Below are 16,455 nucleotides of genomic sequence, written 5' to 3'. Positions count from 1 at the left end.
TGGTTTCGCAGCCTGGGCAATTATCTCTGCGCCGGTATGTTCCGGTGGCGCAGTGCTTTTGTTTGTGGCGCGACCTTGCCTGGCCCAATCGGCAGGTAAAGATTTTTTTTACTTTAGGGGCTGTAACATGACGCAAACCACTCAACAAGGAGCGTTGGACGCACTGGTTCTACCGTTCGAACAATTACGAAAGGAAGACGTCGATACCGTCGGCGGCAAGAACTCGTCGCTTGGCGAGATGATCAGCCAATTGGCGGACGCGGGCGTTGCCGTGCCCACCGGTTTTGCGACGACGGCGCAAGCCTTCCGCGATTTCCTGCATTTCAACGATTTGACGGCGCGCATCGCCGACAAGTTGATCGGCCTCGATGTCGACAATGTGAAGGTGCTGGCCGAGTCGGGCAAGCTGATCCGCCAATGGATCATCGATGCGCCGTTGCAGCCGGAACTCGAAAAGCAGATCCGCGAGCAGTTCGACGTGCTGACCGGTAGTTCGCCGGCCGAGCTGTCGTTCGCCGTGCGTTCTTCGGCCACCGCCGAGGATTTGCCCGACGCGTCGTTCGCGGGTCAGCAGGAAAGCTATCTGAACGTCGAAGGCATCGACAACGTTCTGATCGCTATCAAACAGGTCTTCGCGTCGCTGTATAACGACCGCGCTATTTCGTATCGCGTCCATAAGGGCTTCGAACACGCCGAGGTCGCACTGTCGGCCGGCGTGCAACGGATGGTGCGTTCGGACGTGGGCGCCTCGGGCGTCATGTTCACGTTGGATACGGAATCCGGTTTCCGCGATGCCGTGTTCATCACGTCGAGCTATGGTCTGGGCGAAACGGTCGTCCAAGGCGCCGTGAACCCGGATGAATTCTACGTTTTCAAGAAAACGCTGGCGGACGGCAAATACCCGATCATTCGTCGCTCGATCGGCTCGAAGCTGATCAAGATGGAATTCACGCAGGCCGGCGAGGAAGGCCGCGTGAAGACCGTCGATGTCCCGAGCGACCAACGTAACCGTTTCTCGATTTCCGATGAAGACGTCATCGAGCTGGCGAAGTTCGCCGTGATCATCGAGAAGCACTACGGTCGTCCGATGGATATCGAGTGGGGCAAGGACGGTCGCGACGGCAAGATTTTCATCCTGCAGGCACGTCCTGAAACGGTTAAGAGCCAGTCGGCCGGCAAGGTCGAGCAACGCTTCAAGCTGAAGGGCCAGGCGCCGATCCTGACGACCGGCCGTGCCATCGGTCAGAAGATTGGTGCAGGTACCGTGCGTGTCGTCCGTGATGCGGCGGAAATGGACCGTGTTCAACCGGGCGACGTGCTCGTGGCGGACATGACCGACCCGAATTGGGAGCCGGTGATGAAGCGCGCGGCGGCGATCGTCACGAACCGTGGCGGTCGGACCTGCCACGCGGCGATCATTGCGCGTGAGTTGGGCGTGCCGGCAGTCGTCGGTTGCGGCAACGCGACCGACGTGCTGAAGGATGGCGCGCTGGTGACGGTTTCGTGCGCGGAAGGCGACGAAGGCAAGATCTACGACGGTATGCTGGAAGCCGAAGTGACCGAGGTCGAGCGTGGCGAGTTGCCGGAGATTCCGGTCAAGATCATGATGAACGTCGGTAACCCGCAACTGGCGTTCGATTTCAGCCAGTTGCCGAACGGCGGCGTGGGCCTGGCGCGTCTTGAATTCATCATCAACAACAATATCGGCGTTCACCCGAAGGCGATTCTCGACTATCCGAACATCGATGCCGACCTGAAGAAGGCCGTCGAAAGCGTTGCGCGTGGCCATGCTTCGCCGCGTGCGTTCTATGTCGACAAGTTGACGGAAGGGATCGCGACGATCGGCGCGGCGTTCTATCCGAAGCCGGTGATTGTCCGTCTGTCGGACTTCAAGTCGAACGAGTACAAGAAGTTGATCGGCGGTACGCGCTACGAGCCGGACGAAGAAAACCCGATGTTGGGTTTCCGCGGTGCATCGCGCTATGTCTCGGAGTCGTTCGCCGAGGCATTCGAGATGGAATGCCTTGCGTTGAAGCGGGTCCGTGAGGAAATGGGCCTGAACAACGTCGAGATCATGGTGCCGTTCGTGCGCACGCTGGCCCAGGCAAAGGGCGTCGTCGATCTGCTGGCGAAGTTCGGTCTGAAGCGCGGTGAAAACGGTCTGCGTCTGATCATGATGTGCGAAGTGCCGTCGAACGCGATTCTGGCCGAACAGTTCCTCGAGCATTTCGACGGTTTCTCGATCGGTTCCAACGATCTGACGCAGCTGACGCTGGGCCTGGATCGCGACTCGGGCCTCGAGTTGCTGGCGAAGGACTTCGACGAGCGCGATCCGGCGCTCCAGTTCCTGTTGAAGCGCGCGATCGACGCGTGCAAGAAGCAGGGCAAGTATGTGGGTATCTGCGGTCAAGGGCCGTCCGATCACCCGGACTTCGCGCAATGGCTGGCCGATGAAGGCATCGCCTCGATTTCGCTGAACCCGGATACGGTGATCGATACCTGGAAGGCGCTGGCGAAGAAGTAGGCGCGTCGTCGGCGGTGCGCGATGGCGAGAGGCGTTGCCCTCGCCATCGCGCACCGACTGATCTTGAAACACCCCGATAGATCGTGGCTCGTGCACGATCTATCGGGGTGTTTTGCATTGCGCGCGAGGATCGACGCGTCGGCTCTTTCAGTTATGCGCTGCAACCGCGATAGATTGGAAGGTTGTTCACGCAATAATGTTATCGTCTTCACAACGTTATGACAGGCGCTTGCCCGGTCGAGCCGGACAGAAGAGGGGTTGCAAAACGCATGACTGAGAATGCACTGACGTGGGGATGGTGGGCGGCAGCCGGAGTGCTACTGGTGGCGGAATTGCTCACCGGGACCTTCTATCTGTTGATGATCTCGATCGGCTTGGCTGCGGCCGGGGTCTCCCATTTGATGGGGGCATCCATTGCGATGCAAATGACGACGGCGGCGGTCTTGGCCCTGCTGTTGCTCGGGGTATTGCATCGCTGCCGCCTGTCTCGAAAGCGGGCGGCGGCGCGCTCGGCGTCGGGCGATATGTCGGGCGCGCTATGGCGCGCGTCGTCGAACGATGCGCTGCCGGGACCGTCTGCGCGCGCCGCATCGTGGTACGGCGACGCGGCAGCGGCGGGCGCCTCCCAGCTGTTGGATATCGGCGCCGAGGTCGAGGTCAAGGCCTGGGACGCGGGCAATCGTACCCGCGTGCGATATCGGGGAACCGAGTGGCACGCGATCGGCGAGCCGCCGCCGGCGCAGTTGGAGGCGGGACGATATCGGATTGTCGGCATGGACGGCATTCGGCTGGTCCTGCAAGCCGTCGATGCCGGCGGCGAGGCGTCGGATGCGATAAGCGACGCGGATCACCGATAGGGCGTGTGTTTCGCTAAATGCCATTAACAGGAAATCCCCGCTGTTCGTCACGGATCGGTGTAGACCGCGCGTAGGCCGAATGGGAGGGGATCACTGAACGAGGGGGAAGTATGGAAGGGAATTTGATCGCATTGGTGTTGTTGGTCGTGGTTATCGTCGTCATCGCACGCGCAGTCAAGATCGTCCCGCAGCAGCATGCGTGGGTGATCGAACGGCTGGGCCGCTATAACGCCACCTTGTCGCCGGGATTGACGATCGTCATCCCCTTTGTCGATCGGGTCGCTTATAAGCATTTGCTGAAGGAAATCGCGTTGGATGTGCCGAGCCAGGTATGTATCACGCGTGACAACACGCAGTTGCAGGTGGATGGGGTCTTGTATTTCCAAGTAACGGACGCGATGAAGGCCTCGTACGGGTCGAGCAATTTCGTCATGGCGATCACGCAGTTGTCGCAAACGACGCTCCGCTCGGTCATCGGGAAGTTGGAGCTGGACAAGACCTTCGAGGAGCGCGAGTCGATCAATCGCGGCGTCGTGGACTCGCTCGACGAGGCCGCCGCGAACTGGGGCGTCAAAGTCCTGCGCTACGAAATCAAGGATCTGACGCCGCCGGCGGAAATCCTTCGCGCGATGCAGTCGCAGATTACCGCTGAACGGGAGAAGCGCGCGTTGATCGCTGCGTCCGAAGGACGGCGTCAGGAACAGATCAATATCGCCGACGGCTCGCGCCAGGCAGCGATCCAGCAATCCGAGGGCGAGCGTCAAGCGGCGATGAATCGTGCGGAAGGGGAAGCGCAGGCGATCCTGGCCGTGGCAAAGGCGAACGCCGAGGCAATTCAGGCCGTGGCGGTCGCGATGCAGAACCCCGGCGGGCTGGAAGCCGTGAATATGAAGGTTGCGGAGCAGTATGTCGCCGCGTTCGCCAATCTGGCGAAAACGGGCAATACCTTGATCGTACCCGGCAATATGGCCGATATGAGCACGATGATCGCGTCGGCATTGCAGATCGTGCAGGCCGGCGGGGGCAAAGTGGGGGGCGCCTCGCCGTTGGGATTCGGCGGCAAAGCGACGCGTTAAGACATCACCGTCGTCGTCCGGCTCGCACACGTGGGAGCCGGACAAAGGCGTTGGTCACGGTATCGATTTGCGACCAGAGATCGGTGATCGATGATCGCCGCTCAGGAAGAGGTCCGCAGAATGCGGGCCTTTTCACGTTCCCAGTCCCGTGTCTTCTCGGTTTCGCGCTTGTCGTGCTGCTTTTTCCCCTTTGCCAGACCGATATCGCACTTGATCAGGCCGCGGGCGAAATGCAGGTTCAGTGGCACGAGCGTATAGCCGCGCTGTTGCACCCGCCCGATCAGCTTCTTGATCTCGGCGCCGTGCAGCAACAGCTTACGGAGTCGCGTCTGGTCGGGGTTGACGTGCGTGGAGGCCGAGCCTAAGGGGCTGATGTGCGCGCCGAGCAGCCATAGCTCCTCGTCGCGGATCACCACATAGCCTTCCTTGATCTGTGCGCGGCCCGCGCGAATGGCCTTGACTTCCCAGCCTTCCAGCACGATCCCGGCCTCATAGCGCTCTTCGATGAAGTAATCGAAATGCGCGCGTTTGTTTTCTGCAATGCTCATTATGGGCGGGTCACCGTCTAATCCGGCCAAGTCGGATAAAATTGACATTCTAGCAAAACGCTTGCGCGGCATCGCTCGATTGCCGCGGCATCTTTCGTATCATCTTTTATGGCCGACGTCCAGAAAACGCTTCTCATTCGGTACTCTGCCGCGCAGATGTACGATCTCGTCACCGACGTGGCCGATTATCCGAATTTCCTCCCCTGGTGTGGCGGGGTCGAGGTGCTGCATTCCGACGACACGTCGATGGATGCCCGCATCCTGATCAGCTTCAAGGGGGTCAAGCAACAGTTTGCCACGCACAACGTCCAGCAGCGGCCCACGCGCATCGATATGGAGTTCCGCGAGGGTCCCTTCAAGAATTTCACCGGTAGCTGGCGGTTTACGCCGCTCCGGGAGGACGCCTGCAAGATCGAGTTTGCCCTGCATTACGAATTCACGAATTTCATCGTCGAAAAAATTATCGGCCCGGTCTTCAATATGATCGCCAATACTTTCGTCGATTCCTTCGTCAAGCGCGCCGAGACCCGCTATGGCAAGCGGTGAAGGGCTGACGGCGGTGCAGCGCGCGGCAGTGGACGCTTCGGCGCTCGGGGTCCCCGCGACCTTGGCGGGGGCCTCAGGGACGGATCTGATCGATATCGAAGTGTGTTATCTCGCGCCGGGCGTGCAGGTGCTGCAGTCGGTTACGGTGCCGGCATCGATTTCGGTACGCGAGGCATTGACCCGCAGCGGGGTGCTGTCGACGCATCCGGAAATCGACATCACGACGCAGAAAGTGGGCGTATACGGCAAGGTGCGTGCGCTCGACGATCCGGTGCGGGCAGGCGATCGCATCGAGATCTATCGACCGCTCATGGTGGATCCGAAAGTCGCGCGTGCGCGCCGGGTGGCCAAAACGCGTCGGGGCGGCAGCCGTGAAGGCCGCAGATGGGTGGTCAAAGAACATCGTTGATTCGCACGTGGTGTTGCAGCGGGATCCGCACGCTGATTCGCACGTCGAATCGGCTCAGCGATCGGCGCCTGTGGGCGCGGCGGATTGCCGCGGCGCTGGCGCGTGCAGGCGCACCGACCACATTACGCCCACGCCCAGCAGCAGAATCGCCGCGCCTTCCAATGGGCGCGGAAAGCGCTGCGCGTGGACAAAACCGTAGAGCAGCGCAAACAAAGTCTCAAACACGATCATCTGCCCCGACAGCGTCAGCGGCAGGCGTCGTGCTGCCGCATTCCACAGCGTGTTGCCGAGCCAGGATGCGCCCAGCGCCAGCGCGATATTGACCGCCCAGAACACGATCTGACGATCGACGGGAGCATGGCGGCTGCCCAGCGCATTGCCGAGCGGCAAGGGCAGTGCCAACAGCACGCCCCAGATCACGAGGGCCATCACGCCGCTGACCAGTCCTTGGAGGACGGACCATTCGGCATTCGAGAACGTCGGGTGTGCTTCCAATCCCCGGGCATTGCCGACGGCGTACCAGGTCCAGGCCGCCAGCGCGCCGAGCGCGGCGGCGACGCCCAACAGCGCTTGACGCCGGTCCGCGTCGTCGCCTCCGCCGCCGATTTCGGTGGCGCCGTGCCAGGAAAATACATCGGCATTGACGCAGGCGATGCCGAGCAGAATCAGCAGCAGGGCAGGCGCGAGATCGCGTAGCCGTGGCTGAGCGAGACGTGCGATGGTGGACGATTGCGCGGCCGGGCGGTCAGCCGGCGACGCGATGTCGCGTCCTCGGGAGCCGAGCAGCGTGATGGTCACGGGCAGCGTGCCGATGATCAGCGATGTGGCGGCGACACCGACGGCCTGGACGGCGGCGCTGAGAAGCGCGTAATAGACGAGATTGCCGATCAGCGCGAGTCGCGCGGCCAGCCACCAGTGCTCGGCGCGAACCTTGCGCAGCAGTGCCAGCGCGGAAGCGCGGCCCGAAATGAGCACCGCCAGCAGCGACACGATGCCGTAGGCGAGGTAGCGCCCGGCGCTCAGCTCGATGGTCGTAAAGTCGGGAATGACTGCCGGTGCCAGGAAGACCAGGCCCCATAGCGCGCCGGAACCGACTCCGTACGCGACGCCTCCGCGCATCGACTTCTCCATCCCTACTGCTCCAGCGTGTCTACAAACGGCTACAAAAGACGGCGAGAATAGCATGGCTGCCCCTGTTTCCGGCTGCCCTCCCCATTTCCCGGCGCCTCGGACTCGCGTATAATCTGCTTTTGCGCCTATAGGATTTGCCATGCGTCTGATCCAAACCGCACTCACGTTCGATGATGTGCTTCTTGTTCCGGCGTTTTCGAACGTCCTGCCGACCGATACGGTCCTCAAAACCCGACTGACCCGCAACATCTCACTGAACATTCCGCTGGTTTCCGCGGCGATGGATACGGTGACGGAAGGCCGTCTGGCAATCGCCATGGCCCAATCGGGTGGTATCGGTATCGTCCATAAGAACTTGACCGCTGCCGAACAGGCGCGGGAAGTACTGCGCGTGAAGCGGTATGAGTCCGGCGTCGTTCGCGACCCGATCACGGTGACCGGCGATATGCGCGTGCGCGATGTGTTGGAACTGTCCCGCCTGCATGGCATCTCCGGATTCCCGGTCGTCGAGGGATCGACGGTGATCGGTATCGTCACGAACCGCGACTTGCGTTTCGAGCCGCGCCTCGATGTAGAAGTGCGCACGGTGATGACGCCGCGCGAGCGCCTGATCACGGTGAAGGAAGGTGCGTCGTTGGCAGAAGCCAAAGAGCTGATGCACACGAACCGTCTGGAGCGCGTGCTGGTGATTAACGACGCGTTCGAGTTGCGCGGCTTGATGACGGTGAAAGACATTCTGAAGGCGACCGAACATCCGGCAGCCAGCAAGGACGAGCAAGGCAAGCTGCGCGTGGGCGCGGCCGTGGGCGTCGGTAAGGATTCCGACGAGCGCGTCGATGCCCTGGTGAAAGCCGGCGTCGATGTGATCGTCGTCGACACGGCGCATGGCCACAGCCAGGGCGTGCTGGATCGCGTCAAGTGGGTCAAGCGCAACTACGACGGCGTGGAAGTCATCGGCGGCAATATCGCGACGGCAGCGGCGGCGCGTGCTTTGGTCGAATATGGCGCGGACGGCGTCAAGGTCGGGATCGGCCCGGGCTCGATCTGCACGACGCGGATCGTCGCCGGTGTTGGCGTGCCGCAGATCACGGCGATTGCAAACGTCGCCGAAGCGTTGAAGGGGACGGGCGTGCCGCTGATCGGTGATGGCGGTATCCGCTATTCCGGCGATGTGTCGAAAGCGCTGTCGGCCGGCGCGAATGCGGTGATGATGGGCGGCATGTTCGCCGGCACTGATGAGGCACCGGGCGAGGTGTTCCTGTATCAGGGTCGCTCGTTCAAGTCCTACCGCGGCATGGGTTCGGTTGGCGCGATGAAGGACGGCGCGGCGGACCGTTACTTCCAGGACAGCTCGGCGAATGTCGAGAAGCTGGTACCGGAAGGGATCGAAGGGCGCGTGCCCTACAAGGGCGCGTTGACGCCGATCCTGTTCCAGCTGACTGGCGGTATCAAGTCGAGCATGGGCTATTGCGGTTGCCGGACGATCGACGAATTGCACGAGAAGGCGGAATTCGTTCAGATCACGTCGGCAGGTATTCGCGAGTCGCACGTGCATGACGTACAGATCACGAAAGAAGCGCCTAACTACCAAATGGAGTAACAGGTCATGAAGCCCTTGCTACGGACGTTTCTCGCGATCAACGCGGTGTTCGTCGCGTTGCTAGGGCTTTTTTTCCTGATGACGCCGTGGTTGACGGTGTCGGCGCCATTGGCGCCGCTGGCCAGTTCGCCGGCGCTGATCGGACAACTGCTCGGCGTCTTCCTGTTGGGCTTTGCGTGGATGCTGTTGGCGGGCATGGTGCGAGGCCCGGCGAGTGCAACGATTGCCTGGGTGGCTGGCCACGTGCAGTGGCTTGCCGGGGCCGTGGTTCTCGTCTGGCAGGTAAGGTATCACCAGCCGGCCATGCAGGACGATCTGACGTTTATCGTGCCGATCGTGGCGATCGCCATCGTCGTTTTGGGTCTGGTGCAAGCCAGATTGGCGTCGATGGTGGGGCGCCGCGAACGTCTGGAGCGTCGACGATTTGCCGAAGGGCAGGCGGCGGCGCGGGGAACGCAGAGGCGTGAACGAACGGCGGTTGCGCCGCCGCTGCAGCGCGATCCGTATATCGGCAGTCCGGTCGCGGGTGTGCCGGACGCGGAGTCCGAACCGCGTCGCGTGCCACCGGCGTTTTAAGGATGCCTTATCGGATCTGGCGCCCCTCCAACGCTTCCGTTGGTGCTTCGCGGGGAGGCCGATGCAGTAGAAGATGGGCAGAGTAGCGGGATGCCGGAGAGCGTCCCCCACGAGACAAGATTGAACGTATGGCGCGAAGACACGACGACGCGACACACGAGCAGGACATCGAGCAGCACCTCTTATAACCTTCCATTCCAGCGCATGTTCGCATGCTAGCCACGATGCACGACAAGATCCTCATTCTCGATTTCGGTTCCCAGGTCACGCAATTGATCGCCCGTCGCGTGCGCGAAGCACACGTCTACTCGGAAATCCATCCGTATGATGTGAGCGAGGCATTCATTCGCGAGTTCGCGCCGAAGGGCATCATTCTGTCTGGCGGCCCGAGCTCGGTAACCGAGGGCGACACCCCCCGCGTGCCGGATGCGGTGTTTGCCATCGGCGTGCCGGTGTTCGGGATCTGCTACGGCATGCAAGCGATGGCGGAGCAGTTGGGCGGCAAGGTGCAAAGCAGCAACACGCGTGAATTCGGTTATGCGGCGGTGCGCGCGCACGGCCACACGAAGCTGCTCGACGGCATCGAGGACTATGCCACGGCCGAAGGTCATGGCATGTTGGACGTGTGGATGAGCCATGGCGACAAGGTCGAAGCCTTGCCGGAGGGGTTCAAGCTGATGGCGTCGACGCCGTCCTGCCCGATCGCCGCGATGGCGAATGAGGAAAAGGGCTTTTACGCGGTGCAGTTCCATCCGGAAGTGACGCATACGAAGCAGGGTACGCCGATCCTGCGTCGCTTCGTGCTGGACATCTGCGGGGCGAAGGCCGATTGGGCGATGGGCAACTACGTCTCCGAAGCGGTCGAGAAGATTCGTGCGCAGGTGGGTAACGAGCAGGTGATTCTGGGCTTGTCGGGTGGCGTGGATTCGTCGGTGGCCGCTGCGCTGCTGCATCAGGCGATCGGCGACCAATTGACCTGTGTGTTCGTCGATCATGGCCTGTTGCGCCTGAACGAGGCGGAGCAGGTGATGAAGACCTTCGCCGACAATCTGGGCGTCAAGGTGATCCACGTGGACGCCAGCACGGACTTCCTCGGCAAGCTGGCGGGTGTCAGCGATCCGGAAGCGAAGCGCAAGATCATTGGTCGTGAGTTCGTCGAAGTGTTCAAGGCGGAGTCGGCGAAGCTGACGTCGGCGAAGTGGCTGGCGCAGGGCACGATCTATCCGGACGTGATCGAATCGGCCGGGCATGGCAAGAAGGGCGCGGCGAAGATCAAGAGCCACCACAATGTGGGCGGTTTGCCGGAAGACATGCAATTGAAGCTGGTCGAGCCGTTGCGCGAATTGTTCAAGGACGAAGTGCGCGAGTTGGGTATTGAACTGGGTCTGCCGCCGGAAATGGTGTATCGCCACCCCTTCCCGGGCCCGGGCCTGGGCGTGCGCATCCTCGGCGAAGTGAAGCGTGAATTCGCCGACCTGCTGCGCCGCGCCGATGCGATTTTTATCGAAACGCTGCGTGATCCGCGTTTTGCCTGCGAGAAGACCGGCAAGACCTGGTACGAATTGACGAGCCAGGCGTTCGCCGTGTTCTTGCCGGTGAAGAGCGTCGGCGTGATGGGCGATGGCCGGACGTATGACTATGTGGTGGCCTTGCGCGCAGTGCAGACGCAGGATTTCATGACGGCGCATTGGGCACACCTGCCGCATGAGCTGCTCGGCCATGTGTCGAACCGGATCATCAACGAAGTGCGCGGGATCAATCGGGTTGTGTACGATATTTCGGGCAAGCCGCCCGCGACGATCGAGTGGGAATGATTTGACGGTCGACATCGACCCGCGATAGCTAGCCGTTAAACACCCGGAAGCCCGCGAATTCGCGGGCTTTTTGCTTGGTGCTAACGGGCGCCATAGATCGTCAAACGTACTTGTGGGCGGTGCGCGTTTCGATTATTGCGTTTTTCGAATATTTCGAATAATATGTTCGCGTAGTCGCTTTTTACCAGGAACCGCCATGAACACCACTGCCCATTCCAAGATGAGTTTGCCCGCCGAGGGCGAGATGAAGGCGGCCGTGCAGGGACAGCGTGCCTTGGCGGCCTTTTTGGCTACCCAATTTGAAACGCAGTACATCCAGATTGTTGATAAGCAGCAGCAAGCACACCAAGTGGAGCTTCCTACCTCGGCACTGCGTCTGCTAGTGGACATTCTGGCTGAACTGGCCGATGGCAACGCCGTGAAGGTCGTGCCGGTCCATGCGGAATTGACAACTCAAGAGGCGGCGGATCTGCTCAACGTATCCCGTCCCCATCTGGTCAAATTGCTGGAGGATGGGGTGTTGGCGTTTCATCGGACCGGCAAGCACCGTAGGGTAAGGTTTGCCGACTTGATGCAGTACAAGGAGGTGCGTGAGAACGCCAGCGCGCAAGCGTTGGCTGAACTCGCCCAGCAGTCGCAGGAGTTGAGAATGGGATATGAATGAGACATTCTCCCTTCACGGTCGTCTACGACGCATGCGTTCTTTATCCCGCGCCTCTGCGCGACTTCCTCATGTGGCTGGCATTGTCAGGAAGATTTCGGGCGCGATGGAGCCAGACGATTCATGAGGAGTGGAAGCGCAATCTACTGATCAACCGTCCTGATCTTACTAAGGTACAGGTCGACCGGACATCCGATCTGATGGATCGCGCGATCCCTGATTGCTTGGTGGAGGACTATGAAGCGCTTGTGGCGGGGCTAGCTTTGCCGGATCCGGACGACCGTCATGTGCTGGCGGCGGCAATTCGTTGCGGGGCAAGCGTGATTGTGACCTTTAATCAGAGGGACTTCCCGGCAGAGATCCTGGCCCCCTACGGAATCGAATCACAGCATCCCGATGAGTTCGTGGACAACCTATTGGACCTAGACGCGGCTGCGGTCGTGTCGGCCGCACAGCGCCAGCGAGCCCAGCTGAAAAATCCACCGATCGACGTGGACCACTACCTGGACATGTTGCTGCGCCAAGGTTTGGTTCAAACCACTAAGATGCTCATAACCTATCGCGCCATTCTCTGATCTTTTGAGAAACACGGATTGAATGCCGCAACGCTGGCGTAGCGACATTTACCGCGTTAGCATTCGCCTTCGAATTTTAAGATAATAGCGGCGTCAACTGACTGATCTTTCTGTGGTGCACGACGCAAGCGACGCTGGCCACGCAGTAATGGACTGGGGAAACGATGGATTCGTCGAATTTTGGTTTCTTGGGTGCGCACAATAAGCAATTAGTGACCCTTGGTGGTCTTGCGGAGCGCTATTTCCCCAGTGATCCGTCCACGGCGATCGTCAAGCTTCGTCTGACCATGCCTCGAAACGACGTACAGCAGAGATGTTAGATAATCTGTTGAACGGAGGTCGAGATGGGCGAAAAAAACGTACCGTATCGTCGCTACACGGAGGAATTCCGAGTGGAAGCGGCAAGGCTGGCAAATTCTGTTGGGCACAACGAGGCAGCACGTCGTCTTGGCGTGCCGGTGGCGACGATCGGCAACTGGGCACGCAAGCAGCAGCGTGAAGGTGCTGCGTCAGCGGCTAGCACGCCGGTGCCGACTAGTCGCACCAAGCCGGGCGTCTCGGAGCTGGAAGCGGAGGTCAGTCGGCTTCGCAAAGAGTTGGCAAGTGCGAAACTGGACGTGGAGATTCTCTCAAAAGCGACGGTGGGTTCGATGGGTCATTGCAACACCTTCCTATTAATATCGAATGAGGGAGGGTTGACGAATGGCACAGATGGGAAGGCCTGGGTTGCCGACAGAAGGCAAGGCGGAAGTTTGGCGGAGGTGGCGCGCCGGAGAATCGTTTCTTGGCATCGGCAAAGCGCTGGGCAAACCAGCCGGATCGATCTACGGCGTAATCCGGCTATGCGGAGGTTACAGCCCTGCTGTGCGCAAGCGATCGTCGCGGGCATTGACTCTCAGTGAACGTGAAGAGATTTCGCGCGGCGTGTCAGCCGGGCTTTCCATTCGGGCCATAGCGCGTGAGTTGCATCGTGCGCCATCCACCATTTCGCGTGAGATTGCGCGTAACGGTGGAACGGGCCACTATCGGGCTCTGGACGCCGATGAGAGAGCCTTGAAGGTTAGCTTGCGTCCCAAAGATTGCCTGCTGGAGCGCAACCCGCGCTTGCGCTACGCTGTTGAACGTAAGCTCTCTCGCGAATGGTCTGCGGAACAAGTAAGCGGCTGACTTAAGCTCCGACGATGACGAGTCGATGCGCGTGTCACACGAAACGATCTATCGTAGCCTGTTTGTGCAGGCGCGCGGCGTTCTAAAGAAAGCGTTGCAGTATCATTTGCGGACCCAGCGCAAGATGCGTCATTCGCGCTTCTCCAGCACCAAGGGCGCGCGCAACAAGATAGCTGGGGCTGTTTCGATTCACGAGCGCCCGCCCGAAGCGGCCGACCGCGCCGTGCCTGGGCACTGGGAGGGCGATCTTGTCAGCGGCGCGAACAATACTCACGTCGCCACGCTGGTCGAGCGGCGCTCAAGGTTCACCATCCTCGTCAAGGTTAAAGGCAAGGACACGGTGAGCGTTGTGGCGGGCCTTAAACGCGAGGTAAAGCGGTTGCCGCAGCATCTACGCAAGACGCTCACCTGGGACCGTGGCATAGAATTGGCAAACCACAAAGACTTCACGATCGCCACGGATGTGAAGGTCTACTTCTGTGACCCACGAAGTCCCTGGCAACGCGGCACCAACGAAAATACGAACCGACTTCTGCGACAGTATCTGCTCCATGGTACGCAGCTTGATCAATACTCGCAGGCGCAACTGAACAAAATCGCAGCGCGCCTCAATGAACGGCCGAGAAAGACCTTGGGCTTCATGTCTCCGGCCGATAAACTACGCGAGGCTGTTGCGACGACCCATTGAACCCACCACGGCATACTTCGCGAAAGGGTCGCGGTGAAGTATGCATGGATCGACGCTAGCCGCGACCAATATGACGTCAGCAGACTATGTCGGGTGTTGGGCGTCTCGCGCAGCGGTTACTGCCAGTGGCGCGTGCGAAAGCCCAGCGAAAGCGCGCGGCGTCGAGCCGATCTGGATGCCCAGGTGTCGATGTTACATGCGCGAAGTCGCGCCACGTACGGCCGCCCGCGACTGGTGAAGGAACTGGCCGCGCAGGGCGTAAAAACGAGCGCTGAGCGCGTGCGTAGAAGCCTTGTGCGTCAGGGGTTACGGTCCGTGTACAAGCGGGCATGGAAAGCAACGACGGACTCGGCGCATCGATTGCCTGTGGCACCCAATGTATTGGCACGTCGCTTTGACGGCTGGGAGCGGAATCGAGCGTGGGTCGCAGATATCACGTATTTATCGACGGGCGAAGGCTGGCTGTATCTGGCCGCGATCTTGGACCTGGGAAGCCGGCGTATCGTGGGATGGTCGATGTCCGATCGCATCGATGCGACACTGGTCTGCAATGCATTGCGTTCGGCGTATTGGCAACGTCGCCCGCCACGTGGACTGATTGTGCATAGCGATCGCGGGGTGCAATATGCGTAAGCGTCGAGCCACGGCATCTTGTACTGACGGATTTATTTGCAGGTGTGGCGTGCGTGTAAGTCCCCACTTCGCGTGAAGTGGGGACTTATTCTGGCGTTTTAAGCTTCGGGAAGTTTGCTGCTGCCGATGTTCCACGGCAATAAATCATCGATTTGATTTACCGGATGCTCGGCGATTTGCGCGAGAACCTCACGTAGGTAAGACTCGGGCTCAACACCGTTTAGCTTGGCCGTGCCGATGAGGCTGTACATCGCCGCAGCGCGTTCGCCGCCGGACTCGGAACCCGCGAACAGATAGTTTTTGCGCCCGAGCGCGACGGCACGAAGCGAGCGCTCCACGGCGTTGTTATCTATCTCGGCACGTCCGTCATGGACGAACGTGTTCAGCGCTTCCCATCGGTTTAGCGCGTATTGGATGGCACCGGCCAGCGCCGATTTGCTCGATAGGGTTGGCAGCAAGCCATCCAGCCATGCTCGCATGCTATCGAGTAGTGGTCGACTGTGTTCTTGTCGGATGCGCGCGCGTTTGTCCGGTGGTTCGCCCTTAATCAGATCTTCGATCGCATAGAGCGCCGCGATTCGGCGAACCGCCTCGCCGGCAGCTGGCGACGGGCTGGACTTCGTCAGCTCGTAGAACTTGCGCCTTGCATGTGCCCAGCATGCCGACTGTGTGCGTTTGTCGTCGTACAGCGCGTCGTAGCCCGCGAAGCCGTCAGCGTGGATGATGTCCTCGAAGTGCTTGAGATGTTCCTGCGGGTGTTCGCCTTTGCGATCGGGCGTGAACGCCATCCACATCGCTGCCGGTTTGTCTGAACCTGCTGGGCGTTCGTCACGCACGTAGGCCCACAACCGACCTGTTGCGGTCTTGCCCTTGCCGGGGGCGAGCAGTGGCACCGGCGTGTCGTCGGCGTGCACCGTGCTGCCCGCCATGACGTAGCGCCGCAATGCGTCGACCAAGGGGCGCAGCAGTCGCGAGACGCCGCCGACCCATTCGCTGAGCGTCGAGCGATCTAAATCCAAGCCATCTCTGGCGTAGATTTGTGCCTGACGGTACAGCGGTAAATGATCGGCGTATTTGCCGATGATCACATGCGCTAATAGCCCCGGTCCTGCTATGCCCCTCGCAATCGGTCGTGACGGCGCACTTGCCTGAACGAGGCTCTGGCAGCAGGCGCAACTGTACTTGGGCCGAACATGTCGGATGACACGCCAGCTTCCCGGTACGTATTCGAGCTGTTCGGCGACATCTTCGCCGATGTGTTTGAGTGATGCCCCGCAGTCCGCGCAGGCATTGCTTGCCGGCAGATGCTCGACGGTATCGCGAGGCAGGTGTTCCGGCAGAGGCTTGCGCTTACGGCTCACGCGTTCCTCTGAGGCCGCTGTTGCCGGCGGCGGGTCCTCGCCGTTATCGAGCAGCAGCTCTTCGAGTTTGAGTTCAAGCTGACCAATCTGCGCTTCCAACTTCTCGGACTTGCGGCCGAACATCTGGCGGCGCAGTGCCGCAATTTGGATTTGCAGATGCTCGATCAACAGCTCGCGCGCACCCAGATTAGACTGGAGCTTGCGCACTTGGCCAGCCAGATCCGCGACCATGCGCTGGAGCGCTTCGACGTCAGTGGGTAGCGGTGCGGGTGGAGTGTCGGCCATAGGC

At 60.6% G+C, this 16,455-nt stretch carries 13 protein-coding genes and 3 pseudogenes; 13 read left to right on the top strand and 3 right to left on the bottom strand.

The window, feature by feature from the left end; genetic code table 11:
- Positions 1 to 127 precede the first annotated feature (127 nt).
- The 3 genes from ppsA (at position 128) to ABEG21_RS09680 (ending at position 4,457) form a co-directional block, all read left to right on the top strand.
- Positions 128 to 2,524, top strand: a complete 2,397-nt coding sequence (ppsA, locus tag ABEG21_RS09690) for a phosphoenolpyruvate synthase (protein WP_347554434.1) — start codon at positions 128 to 130, stop codon at positions 2,522 to 2,524.
- 269 nt (positions 2,525 to 2,793) lie between these two features.
- Entirely contained in the window at positions 2,794 to 3,381 is a 588-nt protein-coding gene (locus ABEG21_RS09685) for a hypothetical protein (RefSeq protein WP_347554433.1), read from the top strand.
- A 110-nt stretch (positions 3,382 to 3,491) separates the two neighbouring features.
- Positions 3,492 to 4,457, top strand: a complete 966-nt coding sequence (locus tag ABEG21_RS09680) for a stomatin-like protein (RefSeq protein ID WP_347554432.1) — start codon at positions 3,492 to 3,494, stop codon at positions 4,455 to 4,457.
- Positions 4,458 to 4,558: 101 nt separating this feature from the next.
- Here ABEG21_RS09680 and smpB read toward each other — a convergent pair whose 3' ends face one another.
- The gene (smpB, locus tag ABEG21_RS09675) at positions 4,559 to 5,005 is read right to left on the bottom strand and encodes an SsrA-binding protein SmpB (protein WP_347554431.1); all 447 of its coding nucleotides are present in this window, start codon (positions 5,003 to 5,005) and stop codon (positions 4,559 to 4,561) included.
- A gap of 108 nt (positions 5,006 to 5,113) precedes the next feature.
- Here smpB and ABEG21_RS09670 point away from each other — a divergent pair, with 108 nt between their 5' ends.
- Positions 5,114 to 5,551, top strand: a complete 438-nt coding sequence (locus ABEG21_RS09670; protein ID WP_347554430.1) for a type II toxin-antitoxin system RatA family toxin — start codon at positions 5,114 to 5,116, stop codon at positions 5,549 to 5,551.
- A gap of 85 nt (positions 5,552 to 5,636) precedes the next feature.
- The gene (locus ABEG21_RS09665; RefSeq protein ID WP_347556709.1) at positions 5,637 to 5,960 is read left to right on the top strand and encodes an RnfH family protein; all 324 of its coding nucleotides are present in this window, start codon (positions 5,637 to 5,639) and stop codon (positions 5,958 to 5,960) included.
- Between the two features lie 54 nt (positions 5,961 to 6,014).
- Here the strand turns inward: ABEG21_RS09665 and ABEG21_RS09660 are convergent, their stop codons facing one another.
- Positions 6,015 to 7,079 (bottom strand): EamA family transporter, encoded by a 1,065-nt coding sequence (locus tag ABEG21_RS09660; protein WP_347556708.1) that lies wholly within the window; start codon positions 7,077 to 7,079, stop codon positions 6,015 to 6,017.
- 151 nt (positions 7,080 to 7,230) lie between these two features.
- Here ABEG21_RS09660 and guaB point away from each other — a divergent pair, with 151 nt between their 5' ends.
- The 8 genes and pseudogenes from guaB to ABEG21_RS09620 form a co-directional block, all read left to right on the top strand.
- On the top strand, positions 7,231 to 8,691 hold the full coding sequence (gene guaB, locus ABEG21_RS09655; RefSeq protein WP_347554429.1) for an IMP dehydrogenase: 1,461 nt from the start codon (positions 7,231 to 7,233) through the stop codon (positions 8,689 to 8,691).
- Between the two features lie 6 nt (positions 8,692 to 8,697).
- Positions 8,698 to 9,267, top strand: a complete 570-nt coding sequence (locus tag ABEG21_RS09650) for a hypothetical protein (protein WP_347554428.1) — start codon at positions 8,698 to 8,700, stop codon at positions 9,265 to 9,267.
- A gap of 224 nt (positions 9,268 to 9,491) precedes the next feature.
- Entirely contained in the window at positions 9,492 to 11,081 is a 1,590-nt protein-coding gene (guaA, locus tag ABEG21_RS09645; protein ID WP_347556707.1) for a glutamine-hydrolyzing GMP synthase, read from the top strand.
- A 196-nt stretch (positions 11,082 to 11,277) separates the two neighbouring features.
- Positions 11,278 to 11,745 carry a helix-turn-helix domain-containing protein gene (locus tag ABEG21_RS09640; protein ID WP_347554427.1) on the top strand — a complete coding sequence of 156 codons (468 nt, stop codon included), beginning with the start codon at positions 11,278 to 11,280 and terminating at the stop codon, positions 11,743 to 11,745.
- A complete protein-coding gene (locus tag ABEG21_RS09635; protein ID WP_347554426.1) occupies positions 11,742 to 12,317 on the top strand; it encodes a PIN domain-containing protein in 576 nt (191 codons plus the stop codon). Before ABEG21_RS09640 ends, ABEG21_RS09635 begins: the two co-directional genes overlap by 4 nt.
- 344 nt (positions 12,318 to 12,661) lie before the next feature.
- Positions 12,662 to 12,952: pseudogene (locus ABEG21_RS09630) on the top strand (transposase); the annotation flags it as partial.
- A gap of 67 nt (positions 12,953 to 13,019) precedes the next feature.
- Positions 13,020 to 14,172, top strand: a pseudogene (locus ABEG21_RS09625) (IS30 family transposase).
- Between the two features lie 9 nt (positions 14,173 to 14,181).
- Positions 14,182 to 14,802, top strand: a pseudogene (locus ABEG21_RS09620) (IS3 family transposase); the annotation flags it as partial.
- A gap of 101 nt (positions 14,803 to 14,903) precedes the next feature.
- Here ABEG21_RS09620 and ABEG21_RS09615 read toward each other — a convergent pair.
- A complete protein-coding gene (locus tag ABEG21_RS09615; RefSeq protein ID WP_347554425.1) occupies positions 14,904 to 16,451 on the bottom strand; it encodes an IS66 family transposase in 1,548 nt (515 codons plus the stop codon).
- Between the last annotated feature and the right edge of the window lie 4 nt (positions 16,452 to 16,455).

Origin of the sequence: Robbsia sp. KACC 23696 (genome assembly GCF_039852015.1) — a bacterium.
Lineage (GTDB): Bacteria > Pseudomonadota > Gammaproteobacteria > Burkholderiales > Burkholderiaceae > Robbsia.
Note: the sequence above shows the minus strand (reverse complement) of the source record. Positions and strands in the feature narration are given on the sequence as shown.